24 protein-coding genes are annotated in these 22,767 nt (G+C 31.9%); 18 read left to right on the top strand and 6 right to left on the bottom strand.

The genetic code is table 11. The annotated features are described in order from the left end of the window. Window positions 1-194: 194 nt before the first annotated feature. From KA926_RS03750 to KA926_RS14160, 4 genes are all read left to right on the top strand, one after another. Window positions 195-1,136 (top strand): alpha/beta hydrolase, encoded by a 942-nt coding sequence (locus KA926_RS03750; RefSeq protein WP_210143631.1) that lies wholly within the window; start codon window positions 195-197, stop codon window positions 1,134-1,136. 15 nt (window positions 1,137-1,151) lie between these two features. Further along, a complete protein-coding gene (miaA, locus tag KA926_RS03745) occupies window positions 1,152-2,099 on the top strand; it encodes a tRNA (adenosine(37)-N6)-dimethylallyltransferase MiaA (protein WP_192946696.1) in 948 nt (315 codons plus the stop codon). Between the two features lies 1 nt (window position 2,100). After that, entirely contained in the window at window positions 2,101-2,319 is a 219-nt protein-coding gene (gene hfq, locus KA926_RS03740; protein WP_192946695.1) for an RNA chaperone Hfq, read from the top strand. A 342-nt stretch (window positions 2,320-2,661) separates the two neighbouring features. After that, window positions 2,662-2,811 carry a hypothetical protein gene (locus tag KA926_RS14160; protein WP_472926462.1) on the top strand — a complete coding sequence of 50 codons (150 nt, stop codon included), beginning with the start codon at window positions 2,662-2,664 and terminating at the stop codon, window positions 2,809-2,811. A 120-nt stretch (window positions 2,812-2,931) separates the two neighbouring features. Here KA926_RS14160 and KA926_RS03735 read toward each other — a convergent pair whose 3' ends face one another. Continuing rightward, a complete protein-coding gene (locus KA926_RS03735) occupies window positions 2,932-3,405 on the bottom strand; it encodes a glutathione peroxidase (RefSeq protein ID WP_019468733.1) in 474 nt (157 codons plus the stop codon). 103 nt (window positions 3,406-3,508) lie between these two features. Here KA926_RS03735 and hflX point away from each other — a divergent pair, with 103 nt between their 5' ends. The 6 genes from hflX to KA926_RS03705 all read left to right on the top strand — a co-directional run bounded on the left by hflX (window position 3,509) and on the right by KA926_RS03705 (window position 9,158). Next, window positions 3,509-4,741: a GTPase HflX gene (gene hflX, locus KA926_RS03730; RefSeq protein WP_210143630.1), complete on the top strand. Its 1,233-nt coding sequence runs from the start codon at window positions 3,509-3,511 to the stop codon at window positions 4,739-4,741. Between the two features lie 14 nt (window positions 4,742-4,755). Further along, window positions 4,756-5,979, top strand: a complete 1,224-nt coding sequence (locus KA926_RS03725) for a methionine gamma-lyase family protein (protein WP_192946693.1) — start codon at window positions 4,756-4,758, stop codon at window positions 5,977-5,979. A gap of 248 nt (window positions 5,980-6,227) precedes the next feature. Further along, a complete protein-coding gene (locus tag KA926_RS03720) occupies window positions 6,228-6,596 on the top strand; it encodes a MerR family transcriptional regulator (protein ID WP_181187463.1) in 369 nt (122 codons plus the stop codon). A 21-nt stretch (window positions 6,597-6,617) separates the two neighbouring features. Beyond that, window positions 6,618-7,958 (top strand): type I glutamate--ammonia ligase, encoded by a 1,341-nt coding sequence (gene glnA, locus KA926_RS03715; protein ID WP_019468737.1) that lies wholly within the window; start codon window positions 6,618-6,620, stop codon window positions 7,956-7,958. Window positions 7,959-8,275: 317 nt separating this feature from the next. After that, complete coding sequence (locus tag KA926_RS03710) at window positions 8,276-8,476, top strand: hypothetical protein (RefSeq protein WP_019468738.1); 201 nt, start codon at window positions 8,276-8,278, stop codon at window positions 8,474-8,476. A gap of 133 nt (window positions 8,477-8,609) precedes the next feature. Continuing rightward, a complete protein-coding gene (locus tag KA926_RS03705; RefSeq protein WP_192946692.1) occupies window positions 8,610-9,158 on the top strand; it encodes a GNAT family N-acetyltransferase in 549 nt (182 codons plus the stop codon). Window positions 9,159-9,259: 101 nt separating this feature from the next. On the opposite strand, the gene KA926_RS03700 is transcribed toward KA926_RS03705, so the two are convergent. After that, window positions 9,260-9,451, bottom strand: coding sequence for a hypothetical protein (locus tag KA926_RS03700; protein WP_107383956.1), 192 nt, complete (start codon window positions 9,449-9,451; stop codon window positions 9,260-9,262). A gap of 182 nt (window positions 9,452-9,633) precedes the next feature. Between KA926_RS03700 and nucI the strand changes: the two genes are divergently transcribed. Beyond that, window positions 9,634-10,164 carry a thermonuclease NucI gene (gene nucI, locus KA926_RS03695; protein WP_210143629.1) on the top strand — a complete coding sequence of 177 codons (531 nt, stop codon included), beginning with the start codon at window positions 9,634-9,636 and terminating at the stop codon, window positions 10,162-10,164. Window positions 10,165-10,400: 236 nt separating this feature from the next. Here nucI and KA926_RS03690 read toward each other — a convergent pair whose 3' ends face one another. Next, window positions 10,401-11,264, bottom strand: coding sequence for an NERD domain-containing protein (locus tag KA926_RS03690; RefSeq protein WP_210143628.1), 864 nt, complete (start codon window positions 11,262-11,264; stop codon window positions 10,401-10,403). A gap of 282 nt (window positions 11,265-11,546) precedes the next feature. On the opposite strand from KA926_RS03690, the gene KA926_RS03685 reads away from it, so the two are divergent. Together KA926_RS03685 and KA926_RS03680 are read left to right on the top strand one after the other, a co-directional pair. Further along, the gene (locus KA926_RS03685) at window positions 11,547-11,993 is read left to right on the top strand and encodes a sugar phosphate isomerase family (protein ID WP_226957018.1); all 447 of its coding nucleotides are present in this window, start codon (window positions 11,547-11,549) and stop codon (window positions 11,991-11,993) included. A 111-nt stretch (window positions 11,994-12,104) separates the two neighbouring features. Then, on the top strand, window positions 12,105-12,698 hold the full coding sequence (locus KA926_RS03680) for a hypothetical protein (RefSeq protein ID WP_107517891.1): 594 nt from the start codon (window positions 12,105-12,107) through the stop codon (window positions 12,696-12,698). Between the two features lie 95 nt (window positions 12,699-12,793). On the opposite strand, the gene KA926_RS03675 is transcribed toward KA926_RS03680, so the two are convergent. Further along, entirely contained in the window at window positions 12,794-14,161 is a 1,368-nt protein-coding gene (locus KA926_RS03675; RefSeq protein WP_192946689.1) for an aspartate kinase, read from the bottom strand. 192 nt (window positions 14,162-14,353) lie between these two features. Here KA926_RS03675 and KA926_RS03670 point away from each other — a divergent pair, with 192 nt between their 5' ends. From KA926_RS03670 to KA926_RS03655, 4 genes are read left to right on the top strand one after another with little or no spacing between them, the layout of a single operon-like run. After that, window positions 14,354-15,637 carry a homoserine dehydrogenase gene (locus KA926_RS03670; RefSeq protein ID WP_192946688.1) on the top strand — a complete coding sequence of 428 codons (1,284 nt, stop codon included), beginning with the start codon at window positions 14,354-14,356 and terminating at the stop codon, window positions 15,635-15,637. A gap of 5 nt (window positions 15,638-15,642) precedes the next feature. Continuing rightward, window positions 15,643-16,704 (top strand): threonine synthase, encoded by a 1,062-nt coding sequence (thrC, locus tag KA926_RS03665; protein ID WP_192946687.1) that lies wholly within the window; start codon window positions 15,643-15,645, stop codon window positions 16,702-16,704. A gap of 1 nt (window position 16,705) precedes the next feature. Then, window positions 16,706-17,611, top strand: a complete 906-nt coding sequence (thrB, locus tag KA926_RS03660) for a homoserine kinase (RefSeq protein ID WP_192946686.1) — start codon at window positions 16,706-16,708, stop codon at window positions 17,609-17,611. Between the two features lie 53 nt (window positions 17,612-17,664). Continuing rightward, complete coding sequence (locus KA926_RS03655) at window positions 17,665-18,468, top strand: Cof-type HAD-IIB family hydrolase (protein WP_192946685.1); 804 nt, start codon at window positions 17,665-17,667, stop codon at window positions 18,466-18,468. Window positions 18,469-19,063: 595 nt separating this feature from the next. Here KA926_RS03655 and KA926_RS03650 read toward each other — a convergent pair. Further along, complete coding sequence (locus KA926_RS03650; RefSeq protein ID WP_019467809.1) at window positions 19,064-19,378, bottom strand: hypothetical protein; 315 nt, start codon at window positions 19,376-19,378, stop codon at window positions 19,064-19,066. 202 nt (window positions 19,379-19,580) lie between these two features. Beyond that, window positions 19,581-21,026: an amino acid permease gene (locus tag KA926_RS03645; RefSeq protein ID WP_192946684.1), complete on the bottom strand. Its 1,446-nt coding sequence runs from the start codon at window positions 21,024-21,026 to the stop codon at window positions 19,581-19,583. 223 nt (window positions 21,027-21,249) lie between these two features. Here KA926_RS03645 and KA926_RS03640 point away from each other — a divergent pair, with 223 nt between their 5' ends. Further along, the gene (locus KA926_RS03640) at window positions 21,250-22,737 is read left to right on the top strand and encodes a catalase (RefSeq protein WP_107385305.1); all 1,488 of its coding nucleotides are present in this window, start codon (window positions 21,250-21,252) and stop codon (window positions 22,735-22,737) included. Window positions 22,738-22,767: the final 30 nt, after the last annotated feature.

Here is a 22,767-nt window from a genome sequence, read left to right as displayed (position 1 = left end):
ATATCTGATATATATAAAGCGACACAGTTTTTTTACTTAGTTAGTTTTTAAAGATATAATGCATTTAATTTTACTAATAATAGCGTTGTAAAATGTAATAAAGCTTAATAGCATTGTATTTGAAAACAGTGCAGTTTGAAGGTATATTGTATAATGTATGATGAATGAAACGAAACGTGATTTGGGGGTAAAACATGAGTGGAAATGAGTTTAAAATCACTGTTGCAGATGGGACAACTTTAGAAGTGAAATTGAATAAGGCGAAAAAAGATACGATTGGTGTTATTCACTTACTTCATGGCATGGCGGAACATATGGATAGATATGATGCGCTTGTTGAATCATTAAATCAACAAGGATATGACGTACTGCGACACAACCATAGAGGGCATGGTATAGATATAGAATCATACGAACGTGGTCACATTGATAGTATGGAGCAAGTAGCTGATGATACTTTTGAAATTGCACAGACGTTGTATTCTGATTCTGTGCATACGCCATATATTATATTAGGGCATTCTATGGGTTCTATTATCGCTAGAATTTTCACACAAAAATATCCTGATGTTGCGCAAGGTATGATTTTATCAGGAACTATGCAGTACCCTAAATATCTAGGTAAACTCGTACAATTAATTTTAAAACTTATCACTTTAATAACTGGAAAAAGACGACGTTTAAAATGGTTAAACCAAATAATGTATAAAACCTTTAATAAAAATATAAAAAATAATAAATCGGAAAGTGATTGGTTATCCAGCGATGAACAAAAAGTAGAAAAATTTGAAAAAGACCCTTATACTGGATTTTTAGTTTCAAATCAATTGATTTTTGAAACAGTAAAATATATGTTACAGACAAGTAAATTAAAAAATATAAAAACAATGAAATCAGACCTACCCATTTTACTTATTTCTGGAAAAGATGATGCGATAGGTAATTATGGCAAAGGGATTAGACATTTAGGGAAATTATATAAAAAAGGTAATATTCAACATATCACAGTACATTTATACAAAAGTAAAAGACATGAAGTGTTATTTGAAAAAGATGCGACGACTACATGGCAACATATGTACGATTGGATAGAAAGACAAATTTTAAAAAAATATAACAGAGCAGATAAGGCATAGAGAGAGTTGATATAAGTGCAGAGCGATAAACCATTCATAATTGCATTAGTTGGTCCAACAGCTGTTGGTAAAACAGAATTAAGCATTGAATTGGCTAAAAAATTTAATGGTGAAATAATTAGTGGAGATTCCATGCAAGTATATAAATATATGGATATTGGAACAGCAAAAATAAAACAAGAAGAGATGGCTGATATACCTCATCATATGATAGATATTTTGGAACCGGATGAAACTTTTTCTGCATATGATTTTAAAAATAGAGCTCAAAATTTAATTAATGAAATCACGGATAGAAATCATGTGCCTATCATAGTTGGTGGCACAGGTTTGTACATCCAATCATTAATCTATAATTATGCCTTCGAGGATGAAACGATATCTGAAGCACAACAAATTAAGGTCGATCATGCGCTAAAAGAACTAGATTCATTAACAAATGAAGCAATGCATGACTATTTAGCGTCTATAGACAAAGTTTCAGCTGATAATATACATCCAAATAACCGAAAAAGAGTTCGAAGAGCTATTGAATATTATTTAAAAACAAAAAAACTTTTAAGTTCGCGCAAGAAAAACCAACAATATACAGAAAATTATGATACATTATTAATAGGGATAGAAATGTCACGCGAAACTTTATATCAAAGAATTAATAAACGTGTAGATATAATGTTGGAACGCGGATTACTAAATGAAGTGAAACAACTCGTTGAAGATGGTTTTGAAACTTGTCAAAGTATGCAAGCTATCGGATATAAAGAGATGTTACCTGTAATTAAAAATGAGGCTAGTCTAGCCGAAGCAACAAATAAATTGAAAAAGCATTCTAGAAATTATGCTAAAAGACAAATGACTTGGTTCAAAAACAAGCTCGACGTAGTATGGTTAGATAGAGAGAAAATGTCACTTTCATTGATGTTAGATGAAGTTTCAGTCCAAATAAAGAAAAGGAGAACATAACATGAATACAACAGAAAACATCCAAGATAAATTCCTAGGACAATTTAAGGCTGATCAAACAAAAGTTATCGTATTTTTAGTAAACGGTTTTCAAATGAAGGGCATTATTGAAAATTATGATGACAATTTAGTTTGTTTATTAACACAAGGAAAGCAACATCTTATTTATAAACATGCTATCAGTACATTCACGCTTGATGATGCAGTAGAAGAAGTATAATATTAAAAAACAATTTATTTTGCATACTTTAAATGAAAAAGCACCACTTTGATATAAATTATCAGGTAGCTTCAGACTGTCGACAAAGTTTCTGACTTTGTTGGCAGTTTTTTATGCACACTTTCTGCGGGCACTGCCTTAGCCTGTAGTCTTCGGCTAGTGCTATTCCCGCAGGAGTCGGCATACATCACTGCCAATATTATAATGTATGTAAATTAAGCAATGGTGGTGTTTATGATGATGAATAAATCAATTGATATAAGAGCTCAATATGAAATGATTTCTATCTCTGAATGAGTCCTTAATAATCATTGATTACGTAAAGTTAATGCGATATTAGATTTGAATTTTGTATATGAACTTGTCAAAGACAAATATTGTCTTGATAATGGTAAACCATCAATAGATTCAGTTATTTTAGTAAAAATTATACAAGTCGTTTTCATGATACAGAATTATTTGAACAAATACTTGAGAAAATATTTGAAATAGCTATCAAAAACAACTATATAAATAAAAATAGACAAACCCTACGCATTAATTTGCGCAGGGTTTGTCTACGTTCTGAAGCTATACTTTGATATAAATTATCAAGTGTAGCTTTCTTATTATTTATAATAGCGCTTCAATATCTGCTTCAATTTGACTTGGTTTTTTTTGTGGTGCGTAACGATTGGTTACTTTACCTTCTCTATCAATTAAAAATTTAGTGAAATTCCATTTGATTTTTTCATTGAAAAATCCATTTTGTTGTTCTGTTAGGAATTGATATAATGGGTGTTGATTTTCTCCTTTGACATCAATCTTTTCATGCATTGGAAAAGATACGCCATAATTGATTTTACAGTTTTGAGTAGCTTCTTCACCAGTGCCTGGCTCTTGACCTCCAAATTGATTACATGGAAAACCTAGTACAACAAATCCTTGGTCTTTATAGTTGTCGTATAAATGTTGTAATCCTTCAAATTGTGGTGTGAAACCACATTCACTAGCAGTATTAACAATTAGCAATACTTTGTTTTTATATTCTTCTAATTTGTATGTTTCACCATTTGATTTTTGAACTTCTATATCGTATATAGTCATATAGCGTCACCTCTTATTAATAATTTAACATAATTTGAGAAGATAGTCTTTATATAAACACTATGATAAAATAGCAAAGAAAACTTTGAAAGAGGTGCATGTTATGAGCCAACAAACACATACGACTAAAAAGGAATTAGAATCAGCAATTTTAGTTGGCGTACAAGCTCAAACCGATGAAGTGTTTGATTTTGAATCAACAATGGAAGAATTAGCTTCATTGTCTGAAACATGCCAATTAAATGTACAAGCTGAATTTACTCAGAACAGACAACATTTTGATAATAAATATTACGTTGGAAAAGGTAAATTAGAAGAAATTAAAGCCTATGTAGAAATGAACGAAATAGATGTAGTAGTTGCTAACGATGAATTGACAACAGCACAGTCAAAAACATTAAATGGTAATTTGAATGTTAAAATTATCGACAGAACGCAACTGATTTTAGAAATTTTTGCACTTCGAGCACGAAGTAAAGAAGGTAAGTTACAAGTAGAACTAGCGCAATTAGATTATTTATTACCAAGACTCCAAGGTCATGGGCGTAGTTTATCAAGATTAGGTGGAGGCATTGGAACGAGAGGTCCTGGGGAAACTAAATTAGAAATGGACCGTCGTCATATTAGAATACGCATGAATGAAATAAAACATCAATTAGAAACAGTGGTTGAACATCGTGAGCGTTATCGTAATAAACGTGAACAAAATAATGTGTTTCAAGTAGCACTAATTGGTTATACAAACGCTGGTAAATCATCTTGGTTTAATGCATTAGCTAATGAAGCTACCTATGAGAAGAATTTGCTTTTTGCTACGTTAGATCCTAAGACAAGACAAATTCAAATTAATGATGGATTTAATTTAATCATATCTGATACGGTTGGTTTTATTCAAAAACTACCAACTACACTTATCGCTGCGTTTAAATCTACATTAGAAGAAGCGAAAGGTGCAGATTTATTGTTACATGTCGTAGATGCGAGTCATCCTGAATATCGTGTTCAGTATGATACAGTTAATCAAATCATAGGTGATTTAGATATGGGGCATATTCCACAAGCTATTATTTTTAATAAAAAAGATTTACATGAAGGTACTGTCCCAACTACTAACTTACCATCAATATTTGTTTCAAGTAAAAATGAAGCAGATGAAGAAAAAGTGAAACAATTACTTATTGAGCAAGTAAAATCTGCTTTGACTACTTATGAAGAAAATGTTCCAAGTGCTGATGCCGATAGATTATATTTTTTAAAACAGCATACACTTGTCACTGAAATCAAATTTAATGAAACAGATGCAACATATACTGTAAAAGGTTTTAAAAAAGAATAGGAAGAAGAATTACGATGAAAAATACGAAGCAATTAATAGCAGAAACAGAAGCAAAGCTAGAACCATATTTTAAAAAAATAGAAGAAATCGCTTATATCAATCAAGAAAAAGTGTTAGATGCATTCCATGCTGTTAAAGTAGCTGAAAGCGACTTACTGGGTACAACGGGGTATGGTTATGATGATATAGGTCGAGATCATTTAGAAGCGGTTTATGCACATGCATTTAAGGCAGAAGATGCATTAGTACGTCCGCAAATTATTTCTGGCACGCATGCGATTACGATTGCATTACAAAGTACTTTAAAATATGGGGATGAGTTATTGTATATCACTGGAGATCCTTACGATACGTTATTAGAAGTGATAGGTATTAATGGTAATGGTATAGAAAGTTTAAAAGAACACGGGGTACTATATAATAAGGTTGACTTAAAGCATGGTGAAATTGATATTGATAAGGTATTGTCTAAAATATCATCGCAAACTAAGGTTATTGCTATTCAGAGGTCGAAAGGTTATGATCAACGACCATCCATAGATTTAACAAACATAGAAAATGCGATTCAAAAAATAAAAGCCAAATACCCTGAAATCATAATTTTTGTAGACAATTGTTATGGTGAATTTGTTGAAGAACGGGAACCTATAGAATGTGGTGCTGATTTAATGGCAGGTTCATTAATTAAAAACCCAGGTGGAGGTTTAGCTAAAATTGGTGGTTATATCGTAGGCAATGATACATTGGTAGAAAGATGTGGATACCGTTTAACCGCGCCAGGAATTGGTAAAGAAGCCGGTGCCTCTCTATATTCATTGCAAGAAATGTATCAAGGCTTTTTCTTAGCGCCTCATGTGGTTAGTCAAAGTTTGAAAGGTGCATTATTTACGAGTTTATTATTAGAAAAAATGAATATGCACACTTCACCAAGATTTGATGTGCCTAGAACAGATTTGATTCAAACGGTCACTTTTGATACGAAGGAACAGATGATTCAATTTTGTCAAAGTATTCAAGCAGCTTCCCCGATTAACGCACATTTTAGTCCTGAACCATCTTATATGCCAGGTTATGAAGATGATGTCATTATGGCTGCGGGTACTTTTATTCAAGGTTCTTCAATTGAATTATCAGCGGATGGTCCAATTAGACCCCCATATGAAGCATATATACAAGGCGGCTTAACGTATGAACACATTAAGTTAGCAGTAACAAGAGCTGTTGAAAAGTTATTTTAATAACCTGAAAGAGATGCCACATTGAATTACATTTATTGCTATGTTAAATAGCAAATTGTAATGTATATGTGGCTTTTTTAATTAAATTAAAAAAATTTCGGAAAATTCAGCGATTAAATTGAATAAAACTATTATAAAGTCAGTAAGAACAATGGTTTGAAGTATATGTTAGAAAACCTGACATATTTTTGAATTACTTTAGTAATTATGCTAAATTAAATACAAGTTCAAAAATAGAGGTGATTGGATTGGAGTCAAAAGATACGATACGACGAAGCATGCCGGTCTTCTCTATGAGTGTTGTTACGAAATTAAGTGAATTAACTGCTAGACAAGTTCGCTATTATGAGACACATGAACTGATTAAACCACATAGATCAGAAGGAAATAAACGACTTTTTTCGTTAAATGATTTGGAACGCCTTTTAGAGATAAAAAGATTAATAGAAAAAGGTTTTAATTTAAAAGGTATTAAACAGATTTTAAATGACGAACAAGAACACCTTTCTGATGTTGAACAAGAAACGAGAAAACAAATGATTGTTGATGCTACACAGAAACCACAACGAGAAGCGATTCCGATAAATCGTGGAGATTTATCTCGATTTATCAAATAAAATTAATGGGGGACATTTATAATGGCAAAACGTACATTTACAAAGGAAGACATACACAAGTTCGCTAAGGAAGAAAATGTCAGATACCTACGTTTACAATTTACTGATATTTTAGGTGTAATTAAAAACGTGGAAGTACCAGTAAGCCAATTAGAAAAAGTTTTAGATAACGAAATGATGTTTGACGGATCTTCAATTGAAGGTTTCGTACGTATTGAAGAATCAGACATGTATTTATATCCAGATTTAGATACATGGGTTATTTTCCCATGGACAGCCGGTCAAGGTAAAGTAGCTCGTCTTATCTGTGATGTTTATAAAACAGATGGCACACCATTTGAAGGTGACCCACGCGCAAACTTAAAACGTGTATTAAAAAACATGCAAGATTTAGGATTTAGTGAACTTAATTTAGGACCAGAACCTGAATTCTTCTTGTTTAAACTAGATGAAAAAGGTGAACCAACATTAGAATTAAATGATAATGGTGGTTACTTTGACCTTGCACCAACAGATTTAGGTGAAAATTGTCGTCGCGATATTGTTTTAGAATTAGAGGATATGGGCTTTGATATTGAAGCAAGTCACCACGAAGTGGCACCAGGCCAACATGAAATTGATTTTAAATATGCAGATGCTATCACTGCGTGTGATAATATCCAGACATTTAAATTAGTTGTTAAAACAATCGCACGTCAACACAATCTTCATGCAACATTTATGCCTAAACCATTATTTGGTGTGAACGGAAGCGGCATGCACTTCAATATGTCACTTTTCAAAGGTAAAGAAAATGCCTTTTACGATCCAGAAGGCGATATGGAAATGACTAAAGATGCTTATCATTTTATCGCGGGGATTCTGAAAAATGCACGTGGTTTAACTGGTGTATGTAACCCATTAGTTAATTCTTATAAACGTTTAGTTCCAGGTTATGAAGCGCCATGCTATATTGCTTGGAGTGGTAAAAACCGTTCACCATTAATACGTGTACCAACTTCACGTGGTTTATCAACGCGTGTAGAAGTTCGTTCAGTAGATCCAGCAGCCAATCCTTACTTAGCATTAGCAGCTATCTTACAAGCGGGCTTAGACGGTATTGAAAATAAATTAGAAGTACCTGAACCAGTAAATCAAAATATATATGAAATGAATCGTGAAGAACGTGAAGCCGTTGGTATTCAAGATTTACCATCAACATTATATACAGCTATTAAAGCAATGAAAGATAACGATTCTATTAAAGAAGCTTTAGGTAATCACATTTATAATCAATTTATAAACTCTAAATCTATTGAATGGGATTACTATAGAACTCAAGTTTCTGAATGGGAAAGAGAACAATACTTAAAACAATACTAGGTGCTAAGCAAAAGGGGCAAACACTAGGTATATAAGCAATTCGGGTCACTTATTCGTAAGTGATTCGAATTGCTTTTTTTGCACCTACTCGTATTTATAAATGCCTTTTGGGTGCAAATTAGGGATGATTCAGCCTATTTTTAACTATTAGAAAGTGAAAAAGTTATGTAAAATTTGTATGAAGTGATATAATTTTTAAAAATAAGATTAGATTTTTTAATATAGTGTATTATATTTATAGGTTTTTAAGTTAAAGTAAAAATAACTTTTAGTCTTATTGAAATGATTTAAACTAATTAAAAAGGGGTTGGAGTTAAATGCAAGAAGTAAAATTAAGTACATTAAAAGCAGGTTCCTTAAAAGAATTAGAAAGTAGCATAAATGCATATTTAAAAGATGAAGAAGTAGCAGATTATCAATTACTCAATTCAACTGTTCGTGAAATTGAAGAGCGTGCTTTTTCAGCAAATGAAGAAGAATTTCATGCCATATTAACATTTATAAAAGAAGTAGAATAAGAACAAACGTTATTGATTGTAATGACCACTAAGTTTTAGGGAATTACAAAATACACAATATGAGGTTGAGACTATCATCATGTCTCAACCTTTTTCTAATGAAAATTGATTTATGAATGAAAGGTTGAATGTAATGAAATATTTAAAAGTACAGATGGTAAGAGAAAATTTAGAAAGTATTCCACAATATGAATTACCTATTGGATATAAAATTCGTAACTTTAAAATAGGAGAAGAAGTAAAATGGGCAAATTTAGAAATGAAAGTTAATGAATTTGATACTACGGATCAAGCATTGACGCATTTTAATACTGAATTTGGACCGTACATGAATGAAATGGAACAAAGATGTTTGTTTCTTGAAAATCCTGAAGGAGAAGTGATTGGTACCGCAACTGCTTGGTACGGACATTTAACAAAAGATAGCACAACATCTGGACGAATCCATTGGGTTGCGATTATTCCGGAGTATCAAGGAAAGCAATTATCTAAACCTTTATTATCGGCAGCAATGAAAATTTTAGCTACATATCATAATCGAGCATATTTAACGTCTCAAACAACAAGCTTCCAAGCAATCAATATGTATCTAAATTTTGGATTCAGACCAATTCATGCTAGTGAATATGATCATGAAGCATGGACTTTGTTGGAAAAAACATTGAATCGTATGATTTTATAAATATATCTTTTAAAGAAATGCGCGTATATTAGTATTTTCCTATAATAATATTATGTTAACTAAAATAAAAAACTGCCGATATAAACACTCGGCAGAAGACACTATTTTTTCTTATTTTTAGTTACAATAACTTGAATAATAAAAATAATAAATCCAATGAAAATGCCTAAAAATATTGCTACAACTGCAGACACAAGCGGTGGGAATTGAAATTGATATTGTAATATTAAGCCCACAATGATTGCTATAACAATCGCAATAACCGTAATCATGTTCTCCTTAAATATACTCAAACTGTTCACTCCTATCATTTATGTATTATATCACGATTGCTTAAGTACGTTAAAATAAAATAATGACTAATTAAAGTTTCACTTAATATAAAAGATTAATTTTTATTTAAAATGAGCGTCTTGACGTAAACTTTAATTTTCTATATGATAATTTGGTATATTCATAAAAAGTGGGTGCAACAATGAAATCAACAAAGAAAATGACTACATTAATTATAAGTATAGTTGTACTAGGCGTACTTGCATTTCAGTTTATAAATGGGACTGGCCCTTTTTCATCCAATGATACAAATAACAATGATGGACCAAAGCAAACTGAGAAAGTACATGTAGCGCGTGTAGTTGATGGTGATACATTAATAGCAAATAATCATCAACATGAACAAATTAAAGTGAGGTTGATAGGCATAGATACGCCTGAAACTGTTAAACCAAATACGCCAGTACAACCATATGGTAAAGAAGCATCTGATTTTTCAAAAGAACATTTAACCGATAAAGATGTCTTTTTAGAATATGATAAAGAAAAAGAAGATCGGTATGGTCGTACACTGGCATATGTTTGGCTAGATAAAGATACGATGTTCAATGAACTGTTAGTGAAAAAAGGATTGGCTAGAGAAAAATATTTTTCTCCAAATGGTAAATATAGAGAAATGTTCGAAAAAGCAGAACAGATAGCTAAAAGCAATAACGAAAATATTTGGAGTTAAAAATTTCAAATGACTTAAACACAAAAGTGACTGGTACATAAATATCTATCCTCAAAAAAGAGAGCTAATCCATAATGGGTTAGCTCTCCTTTATATTTACATCTTACGATTTTGGCCATGCACGTTTTTCTGAGTATTTGATTTACTTAATCTGAGCCTATAATCTCTTATTTATATCATTATTAGAAGTGACGGCATGTTACAAAATCGTTCATGCAGTTATTAATACTGTTTAATTAGTGGAAATGTGTAAGTAGTTCATTATACTGTGATTCAGTTAATGATTCTTGAGCATTTACAATCGTTTCACCAATTACTTCTTTTAGAGAAGACTTGGATGAAACTGTTTCTACAAAATCCTGTCTTTCTGTAGGTCCATCAATTAAATTTACGCTACCATCTGTAAAGTAAACTAAACCAATATTTTGAATTCTATGATGCAATTGGTCTGCAATTCTATCTTCCAATGCTTTGGCATTTTTTGAAGACTGTTCATATGGATCATAATTATAAAAGTCATAAATAATAGAATTATTTCTAATTCTCTCTACAAATGTGTATGTTGTAGGTCGTGTTGATTGGAATTGGCTATGGAATTGATTTGCAATATAACGGCCAACTGTTTGGTTTACAGTATCATCGCCACTATTTTGTGTGTCATTTGTTGGGTCAACTGTGAAGTGGTAAAATGTTTTTTGCTTCCAGTTTTTCACATTAATATTAAATAACCCTTTTTCAGTAATAACAATGTAATCGAAAGCTCTAGCATATTCAAACAAAGGATATTTAACAGCTAAATTTCCAGTTGTTATAATATCAAAAAATGAAATTGACCCTTCACTTTGATATTGATTTAATATGTCATTTAAATCCTGTTTAGCTTTTCTTAATCCATGATGGTGTGTATCATTATTAACATTTTTTTCAAGCATTTGATTTTTTAAATATGTGTTTTCACGCGTGATGATACTAATTTTATTTATTAACTGATCTTTTGCATATGATTCAGTCTCAAGCTTATGATTCATCACTCTTCTTTCAATAATAATAACTAATAATAGTATTACAATAATTATTGCTAAAATAATCGGGAAAAACATTGGTATCATCCTAATCTTAATATTTTTAATAAACTATATTTTACTCTTTTATTTATATTTGTACAAATACAATTAACTAATAGGGTTAATATTAGTATAATCATATTTTTTAATTATAAGCAATTCCTACTTAATATATAAATGAGTGATATGATTTGTTATAAAAATTATTGAATTAAAAAATGATATATCTATTTAATTAGTGCTTAATTGGGTAATACATATATTATCTACTATACTTACCATAGAAAAGTCTGTTTGGAGGACATTGATTTGACTACTATGAAAAAATATATCAACTATATAATAGAAAACGTAAATAATGAAGATGTTATTGCATTTGATAACCACCCAGTTACTTATCACATTATTGACGAACTATATGAAGCTAAATTTAAAATTTCAGTGATTTCTTTTTCAACTGATATCATTAAATATGTTGCAAGGTATACTGATTTTAATATTATAATGCCCAATGGAAAGGTAGACAATGCACTACATATTATCACTGGTACGGATGTTATCCAAACATTTGAGAGATATCGCATTCGCTATTATTTTGCAACTGCACCTTATATGATAGATAAAGCATTGTATCAAACATTGCCAGAAATTGCTGAAATTCAGTTAGCTTTATGCAATCGTTCAGAAGAACTATTAATTGTTAACAGACCAGCGATTTTGAAACAACATCATCGACAAGAGTATAGCTATATTGGCGAATTTTAAATAAAAATGTGTTTAAATTCACATTTTTGTGCTTTTCACATTGAAAAATGTAGTAACAAATAATATAATGATTATTAATGGAAACGCTTACTTTTGATAGGAGGTACAGATTTGGCAGTTAGTAATGATAAAAATATTAAAGAAGTTGTAAAAAATTTAACTGAAAATGTACCTGAACTGTTTAAATATAATGGTGAAGTCGCAAAACAACTTTTTCTTCATGATGAGTTTAATTTAGACGATAAGGTAGATATTAGTGTCGAAAGAAAATATCTTGGTGAAGTTTTGAAGTTTATACCTAAAAGCAATACGATTGTTTTACATGATGGTAAAAATACAACTACTGATTTTACAAAGTTAGAATTTGCAGATGTCACTCATGCAAATATTTATATAAATGATGAGTTAATAATGACAATTATTGTTTATGACGTTGAAAATGATGAATGGATGTTCAGGTGGAATCACAATATTCGTTTACCTGAAAAGCATATTTATTTTCATTCTATCAAATGGGATGTAGATTATATTAAGCCTGAAATTGTATTAATGTATGAGTTATTGGATCCCATCGATTATCATCAATTACCAAATTATAGAAGCGTTATCGATTCGTTAAGTTATTATCAATTTGTTATTTTACGCTTAGTTGTCGGAGATGAACGCATTAATCAAGCACTTATATCTGAAAAAAAGGCAATTTAAAAACCCTTCAAATCATTCATTAGGATTCATTCACTTTCAAATGAGTCTATAAGATTTGAAGGATTTTTTATCGATAAATAGTTAGTAATTATTGTTTAAATATTCAAACAATTTTTAGTGTAACAATACTCATAAGTAGCATTAACTGCTTTCTCCGCATCTGTAACGTCGATTCCGAACATCATAGAAATTTCTGAAGCGCCTTGGTTCATCATTTTCAAGTTTATGTTTGATTCTGCAAGTGCATGAGTAATTGTGCTGGCAGTACCAACGATTCTATGCATGCCTTCACCAACCACCATTAAAATCGCTAAATCATGTTCAATGCTTAATTCATCTACATCACAATTTTTACGTATATCATTAAGTACTTGTTCCTCTTTGTTTTGTATCTCTTTAGAGCGCATGATGATGCTAATGTTATCTATACCTGATGGCATATGATCAAATGAAATATTATAGTCTTCTAGTACGGCTAGTATTTTATGCGTAAAACCAACTTGTCTATTCATAAGGTACTTTTTAATATTTAATACTGTGAAATCTTTGTCACAACTAATGCCACTTACAATTCTATTTGAGTCAATTTCTCTATCATGTCTAATATAAGTTCCTATATCATCAGGTCTATTTGTGTTTTTTATAACGACAGGAATTCTGTCTTTGTGTAGCGGTTGTAAAGCTTCATCATGGAATACACCAAAGCCAGCGTAAGATAATTCACGCATTTCGCGATATGTAATTTCATTTATAACTTCAGGATTTTTAACAATAGAAGGATTAGCTCTAAAAATGCCAGAAACATCTGTAAAGTTTTCATATAAATCTGCTCTTACACCTCTTGCTACAATAGCTCCTGTTATATCTGAACCACCACGAGGGAATGTGACCACGTAATTTTGTCTAGAAATACCAAAAAACCCAGGAATGATTAATTTTTCTTCAAATGACCTTAAGTTATAAAGTGCTTCATAAGATTGATCTAAGATTTGAGCATTTTGAGGTAAATCCGTAACAGTAATACCAGCCTCTCCAGGAGAAATATAACGCGTTGGAATACCTTGGCTGTTATTATATTCTGCAATAATTTGAGCATTAAAGTTCTCACCACATGAAAGTAAAGCATCTAGCAGTCTGGATGGCTTTTCGCTCAATGTAGCTATGTAACTTTCTAAAGTTTCATCAATTGTTTTTAAAAGTGAATCACTCATGTTGAGTTCGTTAATAATATCCTTGTAACGTTGAATGATTTCTTCTTTTTTAGAATTGTAGTCTAATCGTTCAATCACTTTTTCGTAAAGTCGAATTAATAAATCAGTAGTTTTTACATCATCTTTATTTCGTTTTCCTGGTGCTGATACGACTACGATTTTTCGAGCTTCATCTGAATTAACAATGTCTAATACCTTTTTAATTTGCTCTGCATTGGAAACAGAACTTCCTCCGAATTTAGTTACTTTCATAATGTTATACAACCTTTCTAAAAAATCAGAAAATTTAGTTTAGTTTTTATCACAGGAGTGATAATATAAATATACGTTTTAAATATTCATAGACTTTACAAAAATAATGAATGAATTTATACTATACCATATTCAAGTATTTTTCAACTGTACAATTGTATTTTTTAGATAAACAAACGGAGGAATGAAGACATGAAAGAATTAAATGTAGCACTACTTGGTTTAGGAACTGTAGGTTCTGGTGTAGTAAAAATAATAGAAGAAAATAGAGAACAAATTAGAGAAACAATGAATAAAGATATTAATATTAGACATATATTAGTACGTGACAAGTCTAGAAAACGTCCTATTAATACATCTAAATATAATTTAACAGAAAATATAGAAGATATTTTTGATGATGAAACAATTGATATCATTGTCGAAGTACTTGGTGGAGTTGAGCCCACAGTAGAATGGTTAAAACGCGCATTGAGTGAGAAGAAACACGTGATTACCGCAAACAAAGATCTTCTAGCTGAAAATTTAAGAGAGTTAGAACATTTAGCGCAAGAAAATGATGTTGCTTTAAAATATGAAGCTAGTGTCGCAGGTGGTATTCCGATTGTAAATGCAATAAATAACGGTTTAAACGCCAATAATATAAGTAAGTTTATGGGGATTTTAAATGGTACATCTAACTTTATATTAAGTAAGATGACACAAGAAGAAACATCTTTTGAAGAAGCGTTGGCAGAAGCGCAACGTCTAGGGTTTGCTGAAGCAGATCCAACTGATGATGTTGAAGGTATTGATGCAGCGCGAAAAGTTGTTATTACGTCGTATTTATCATTTAATCAAGTGATTAATTTAGATGAGGTTGATAAATATGGTATTAGCGATGTCACACTATCAGATATTAAAGTAGCTGATAAACTTGGCTATAAAATTAAGTTGATTGGTAAAGGTACATATGAAAATGCCCAAGTCAATGCATCAGTTGCACCAACCTTAATTGATAAAAGCCATCAGTTAGCATCGGTAGAAGATGAATTTAACGCGATTTATGTTATAGGTGATGCTGTTGGAGAAACAATGTTTTATGGTAAAGGTGCAGGTAGTTTAGCTACAGGTAGTGCCGTTGTAAGTGATTTATTAAATGTTACATTTAATTTTGATACTAATTTGCATACGCTACCACCGCATTTTGAATTGAAAACTGAAGAAACCAAAGAAATGATGAACGAAGAAGAAGATACGATTGTTATCAAAGGGAAAGAAAGTTATTATGTCGTGGTGCAAACAGATGGAGAAGATGTAAACCAAGTTGAAACTTTATTGAAAGGCGAATTGCCTGTTCATAAATCATTAGCAGTTACTGAACGTGATGCACATACTGCTGGTGTAGTTATCATAGGAATTGATGAATCCCCGATAGAAACAATTCAAGAATCAGGTTATGTTGTACAGAAAATTTATCCAGTTGAAGGAGTTTAATGTTTATGAAAAATTGGCAAGGGCTTGTAGAAGAATTCAGGGAATATTTACCAGTAACAGCTGATACACCTAAAGTAAGTTTAAATGAAGGCCATACGCCTTTGATATACTGTGAGAACATGTCTGAAATGCTTGGTATTGAATTACATGTTAAATACGAAGGTGCAAATCCAACAGGTTCATTTAAAGATAGAGGCATGGTAATGGCAATGGCTAAAGCTAAAGAAGAAGGCAAGAAAATAGTGATTTGTGCTTCAACTGGCAACACTTCAGCTTCTGCGGCAGCGTATGCTGCGAGAGCAGGTTTAAAAGCGATTGTAGTTATTCCGGAAGGGAAAATTGCTTTAGGGAAATTGTCGCAAGCAGTTATGTACGGTGCAGAAATTGTTTCTATAGAAGGAAATTTTGATGAAGCACTTGAAATTGTACAAGAAGTGGCTAAAAATGGTGAAATTGCGCTTGTGAACTCAGTTAATCCTTATCGTATTGAAGGTCAAAAAACAAGTGCTTTTGAAGTGATTCAACAATTGAATGGCCAAGCACCAGATATATTATCAATTCCGGTTGGAAATGCTGGTAATATTTCAGCATATTGGAAAGGATTTAAAGAGTACCATGACGCGAATGATACTCAACTTCCTAACTTATATGGGTTCCAAGCTGCAGGTGCATCCCCAATCGTTCAAAATAAAGTAGTGAAGAATCCAGATACAGTAGCTACTGCAATTAGAATCGGTAACCCTGCAAGTTGGGATAAAGCTAATCGTGCCTTAAAAGAATCAGAAGGTCTTATTGATAGCGTAACAGACGAAGAAATTTTAGAAGCCTATCAACTGATGGCTCGAAAAGAAGGTATATTTAGTGAACCTGCAAGCAATGCATCCATTGCTGGTTTAATTAAGTTACACCGTGCTGGTAAGTTACCAAGGGGCAAACGTGTCGTGTCAGTGTTGACTGGTAATGGTTTGAAAGATCCAGATACAGCTATCTCATTATTAGATAATCCAATTAAGCCTCTACCAAATGATAGAGAAAGCATTTTAGAATATATTAAAGGAGCACTTTAGCATGAGTGTACGTTTAAAAATACCGGCATCTACTGCTAATTTAGGTGTCGGATTTGATTCTATTGGAATGGCTTTAAATAAATTTTTATATCTTGATGTGCGAATTAATCATAGTGATAGATGGTCTTTTAAACATATAGGTCCAAATGTTGACTCATTACCAACAGACGAATCGCACTATATTTATCAAATTGCACAACAAGTGGCAAATAAATATGATGTGACTTTACCGTCTTTATCTATAGAAATGAGAAGTGAAATCCCATTAGCAAGAGGCTTAGGTTCCTCTGCTTCTGCACTAGTAGGGGGATTATACATAGCTAATTATTTTGGTGATATAGAGCTTTCTAAATATGAATTATTGCAATTGGCAACTGAATTTGAAGGACATCCTGACAATGTAGCACCTACAATTTACGGGGGACTTGTCTTAGGATACTATGATCCTGAAACAAAAGTGACGGATGTATCATATATTAATCCACCAAAAGCTGATATTATCATAACAATACCATCAAATGAATTAAGTACGACACTTTCAAGGAATGTGCTTCCTGAAACATTTTCACATAAAAATGCTGTTAGAAATAGCGCCATCAGTAATACAATGATTAGTGCTTTAATACAACAAAATTATGAACTTGCAGGCAAGATGATGGAACAAGACGGTTTTCATGAACCATATCGCCAACATCTAATCCCAGAATTTCAAACCATTAAACAAATTGCAAAACAATATAAATCATATGCTACAGTTATTAGTGGTGCAGGCCCAACTGTTTTAACCTTGATAGCACCTGAACGAAGCGGTGAATTAGTGAGGGAACTTAAACGTGAATTTACGAATTGTCGATCTGAACTCGTTACAGTTAATATCACAGGAGTGGAATCTGAAGTAGTATATTAGTTTGATTTATTTGTTATAATATAGTCTTGTAGAGGTTGAAAGGAGATAGCAAGATGGGATATAAATTAATAGTGATGGATATGGATGATACATTAATGACTTCTAATAACGAAGTTAGTGTTGAAACAGCCCAATATTTAATAGATATACAAGCGCAAGGTTATAAAGTTGTACTCGCATCTGGTAGACCAACAGATGGTATGATGCCTACAGCAAAACATTTGAAATTAGACCAACATGACAGTTATGTCATAAGTTACAATGGTGGAAAAACAGTTAAAGTTTCTGATGAAAAAGTAGAAGTAAGTCGCACTGTGTCAAAGTCTGAATTTGATAGTATTGTAGATTTTTGTAGGGATCAAAAATTGTTTGTTTTGACTTACCAAGATGGTTATATCGTATATGAAGGTGAACATGAATATATGAACATTGAATCAGAACTCACAGGCTTGCCAATGAAACAGGTGGATGATTTAAAAGCATATATTCAAGAGGATGTACCTAAAGTTATGGGGATTGATTATGTTTCAAATATTACAAGTATTAGAAATGATTTAGAAGGTCACTTTAATGAAAATATTGATGTTACTACAAGTAAACCGTTTTTCTTAGAATTTATGGCACAGGGTGTATCTAAAGGCAATGCTATCACTGAATTGTGTCAAAAATTAGATATAAAATTATCTCAAGTTATTGGCTTCGGTGATAGTTCAAATGATATATCAATGTTGAAAGTAGTTGGTAAAGCTGTTGCTATGGGTAATGCAAATAATGATGTCAAAGCTATTGCTGATGAAGTTACTTTAACAAATGATAATGATGGCATACCACATACACTAAAAGCTTTACTTAACTAACATATTAATTGCTTAACTTTTATTATTAAAATACTCGTTATGTAAATGATTGATAGTTTGATTAGAAAAACTCATGCATAAGTCCCATTAACTCAATTTATTGAGTAGTGGGACTTTATTTTTCAGTTCAATCATCTACTAAAAAACAGTGTGGGGCGAATCGATGATGTCTCAGATTTAATTTTAATGTAAAGAATTGACGATTTTACTTGTGCAAGCTTGGCCTAGGGATATGATTTAATAGTGAAAGTCACTCATATCATTGTTCTCGGTGTCAGCTCGTTACAAAATCGTTATCAAGTATGTATTTTAGTACGAAAATAAGCACCTTATATATACTAAATAAAGATATTAAATTAAATGAACGCGAGAACCAGTACACGATATTACTCTTATAAGAACGAAAACGATTTTAAGAAACGTGGACAACTTAAATTAATATACCATGTATAAATAGTGCTGAATCATCAATATGCAGTCTTTGATTCAGCAAAAACATTAGAATATTTCAACTACAATATTCTGTTTACAGAGAAATAGAAGAAAAAATGGCAATTTCTATATAAAAATTAGAAATTGCCATTTTTGTTGGTGATTATTTAGCAGTATGTGTCCACTCATTTTTGCCTCGATGTCTCTTAACATGAGCATAAACGTTATCTGCAGCATAGTTTAAATTGGTATAAACTGTGATTGAAAACGCTGACTGATTTTCTTCAAATTCTTCTTCTGAAAATAATTCTTTAAGATGGCTAAAAAGACTTTCCATTTGTGAGTGATCTAAACTTGGATACTCTCTTAGTGTGCGTTTGATTAATTGATCATGTCTTTCTTCAAGTGATTGTACAACAATAACGAAACGCTCGTCTGTTTCTAAAATATCGTCAAATAGGTTTGTTTGTCCAATCATAATTTCCACCTCTAAGTCATTAAATTATTAACTTCATTATACCTTAATTTGGGGTATCTGAAAATATGATAAGCTTTTAATTATTAAAAATTCTCATGGTTGAGGTTTATTTTAGAATAAGTAGGTAATAAATAAATGTAAGGTTTGCAAGATTAAAAAAGCACTGTAAAAGTATCTTAAAATACTTTTACAGTGCAATTCATTAATTATAATCATGTTCTTTTAAATCAATGTCTTTGAGTTTAACAATTTTAGTTTGTCGTATTAATTTATGAACAAAGTAAATGATAGCTAAAATAATCATCGGTGATAGGTTTCTAATTAAGACGCCCATATCACCAGCTAAAATCGCACCAATTGAATTACCTATGAATAAGAATAATAATGCAATGATGACTATGATTGGTCCTAAAGGATAGAAGGGAGCTTTATAAGGTAGTACTTCATCAGGGTTCAAGTTTTGTTTTTTAATCGCTGAACGCAGCCTAATTTGCGCTACGATACTAGAAGCCCAAACAACGATGACTAAAGAACCAATAATATTTAATAGTGAAAAGACGATATCTGATTTAAACTGAGCAATTATAATTATAAATAAAACAACAATGAAAGTTACGAACAATGATACCAAAGGTAACTTTGTAGTTTTATTTAATTTACCCAAAAATTTAGGCGCTTGTTTATCTTCTGCCATTGAGAAAAGCATTCTACTTGTAGTATAAATACCTGAATTCGCAGCAGACAATAATGAAGTTAAAATAACAGCATTAATAACCGAAGCGGCAAAGGCAATACCTACACGATCAAATACGATTGTAAAAGGACTCTGTGATACAGATTCACTTTTGTTTAATAACAATGGGTCTGTGTAAGGGATAATAGCTGAAATAACAGCAATTGATAAAACATAGAACAATAATATTCTCCAAAACACTTGTTTAATTGCTTTTGGCATTGAATGACTTGGATTTGAAGATTCTCCAGCTGTTACGGCAACCACTTCGGTACCACCGACAGAGAATCCAGCGACAAGCAAGACACCCAAGAAGCCAGAGATGCCTCCTACAAAAGGAGCTTCTCCTGTTACATAGTTGCCTAGACCATATGTTTTTCCACCTAAGATTCCAATAATCGTCAATACACCAATTGCGATGAAAATAATTATTGTTGCAACTTTGATAAGTGATAACCAAAATTCTGTTTCACCGAAAGCTTTTACAGAGAAAATATTAAGTAAGAAAAGTATGGCAAGGAAGATAATGCTCCAAGTAACTGGACTGAAAAATTGGAAGAAATCCCAATAATAAATTACACTTGAAGAAATAATAATATCAACACTGGTAACTAGTAGCCAGATTGCCCAATATAGCCATCCCATGGTGAAACCTAGGGAACTATCAACAAAACGGGTTGAATAAGAACTAAAAGAACCTGAAACCGGATAAAAGGTGGCAAGTTCACCGATTGAAGACATTAAGAAATATAACATCACGCCAATAATCAAGTAAGCTAATATTGCACCACCCGGTCCTGCTTGTGATATTACACTTCCAGTAGCTACAAACAAGCCTGTGCCAATTGCACCACCAATTGCTATCATAGAAATGTGTCTAGAATTAAGACCACGGTTCATATTGTTTTGTGCCATAATACAGTCTCCTATAGTCTATTGAATTTTAAATATATTCTCCATTTTAATGGTTTTATGATTTAAGAGCAATGCTTTTTATGACTTTAAAGCCATAAAATATTCAAATATTTTGAAAATTGTTAATTTATAGATGTATTGTGAGTTGCTTTTACAAATGTTATAGATTAAAATAAATACTAGGTAATAATAATTATTAATAAGAAAAAGCGGGGGAAATATTATGAGTAACAAGAAAAAGTTGACGAGCCTATTTGGCGCACCAATTTCAGATAGAGAAAATAGTATGACAGCAGGCCCTAGAGGACCACTATTAATGCAAGATTGGTACTTTTTAGAGCAAATGGCTCATTTTGATAGAGAAGTTATTCCTGAAAGACGTATGCATGCAAAAGGTTCAGGTGCATTTGGTACATTTACAGTTACAAATGATATTACACAATATACTTCAGCAAGCATTTTTTCTGAAGTTGGTAAACAAACAGAAATGTTTGCACGTTTTTCAACAGTAGCAGGTGAAAGAGGTGCAGCTGATGCTGAACGTGATATTCGCGGATTTGCATTGAAATTTTATACAGATGAAGGGAACTGGGATTTAGTAGGAAATAATACACCAGTGTTCTTCTTTAGAGATCCGAAATTATTTGCAAGTTTAAACCACGCAGTGAAGCGTGACCCAAGAACAAATATGAGAAGTGCACAAAACAACTGGGATTTCTGGACGTCTTTACCTGAAGCATTGCACCAAGTAACAATTTTAATGTCAGACCGTGGTATTCCTAAAGGCTTTAGAAACATGCACGGATTTGGCTCTCATACTTATTCTATGTACAATGATAAAGGTGAACGTGTTTGGGTGAAATTCCATCACAGAACACAACAAGGTATTGAAAACTTACAACCTGATGAAGCAGCTAGCGTAATTGCTGAAGACAGAGAATCATCACAACGTGATTTATTTGAAGCAATTGAAAATAAAGACTATCCAAAATGGAAAATGTATATCCAAGTTATGACAGAAGAACAAGCTCGTAACCATAAAGATAATCCGTTTGATTTAACAAAAGTTTGGTATAAAGGAGACTATCCATTAATAGAAGTTGGAGAGTTTGAATTAAATCGTAATCCAGACAACTATTTCCAAGATGTTGAACAAGCTGCTTTCGCACCAACCAATATTGTACCTGGCATAGATTTTTCTCCAGACAGAATGTTACAAGGTAGACTATTCTCATATGGTGATGCACAACGTTATAGATTAGGTGTGAACCATTGGCAAATCCCAGTTAACCAACCTAAAGGTGTAGGTATGGAAAATATTTGTCCATTCAGCCGTGATGGCCAAATGAGAATTATTGATAATAATCAAGGTGGCAGTACTCATTACTATCCGAATAGTGATGGCTCATTTGAAGATCAACCTGAATTTAAAAAACCTGGTCTAAAAGTTGAAGGTGAAGCATATGAATATGATTTAAGAGAAGATGATGATAACTACTTCGAACAACCAGGTCGTTTATTCAGATTACAATCTAAAGAACAACAAGAACGTATTTTTGAAAATACAGCTAATGAAATGCAAGGCACTACTTTAGAAGTACAACATCGTCATATTCGTCACTGTTATAAAGCGGATAGCGAATATGGTAAAGGTGTTGCGAAAGCACTAGGCATTGACATTAATGATGTAGATTTAGAAATTGCAGATTAATAAATGTATCTTAATTATACACGCATATTT

Source organism: Staphylococcus sp. GDY8P94P (genome assembly GCF_017892255.1).
In the GTDB taxonomy this organism is placed as follows: Bacteria; Bacillota; Bacilli; order Staphylococcales; family Staphylococcaceae; genus Staphylococcus; species Staphylococcus cohnii.
Note: the sequence above shows the minus strand (reverse complement) of the source record. Positions and strands in the feature narration are given on the sequence as shown.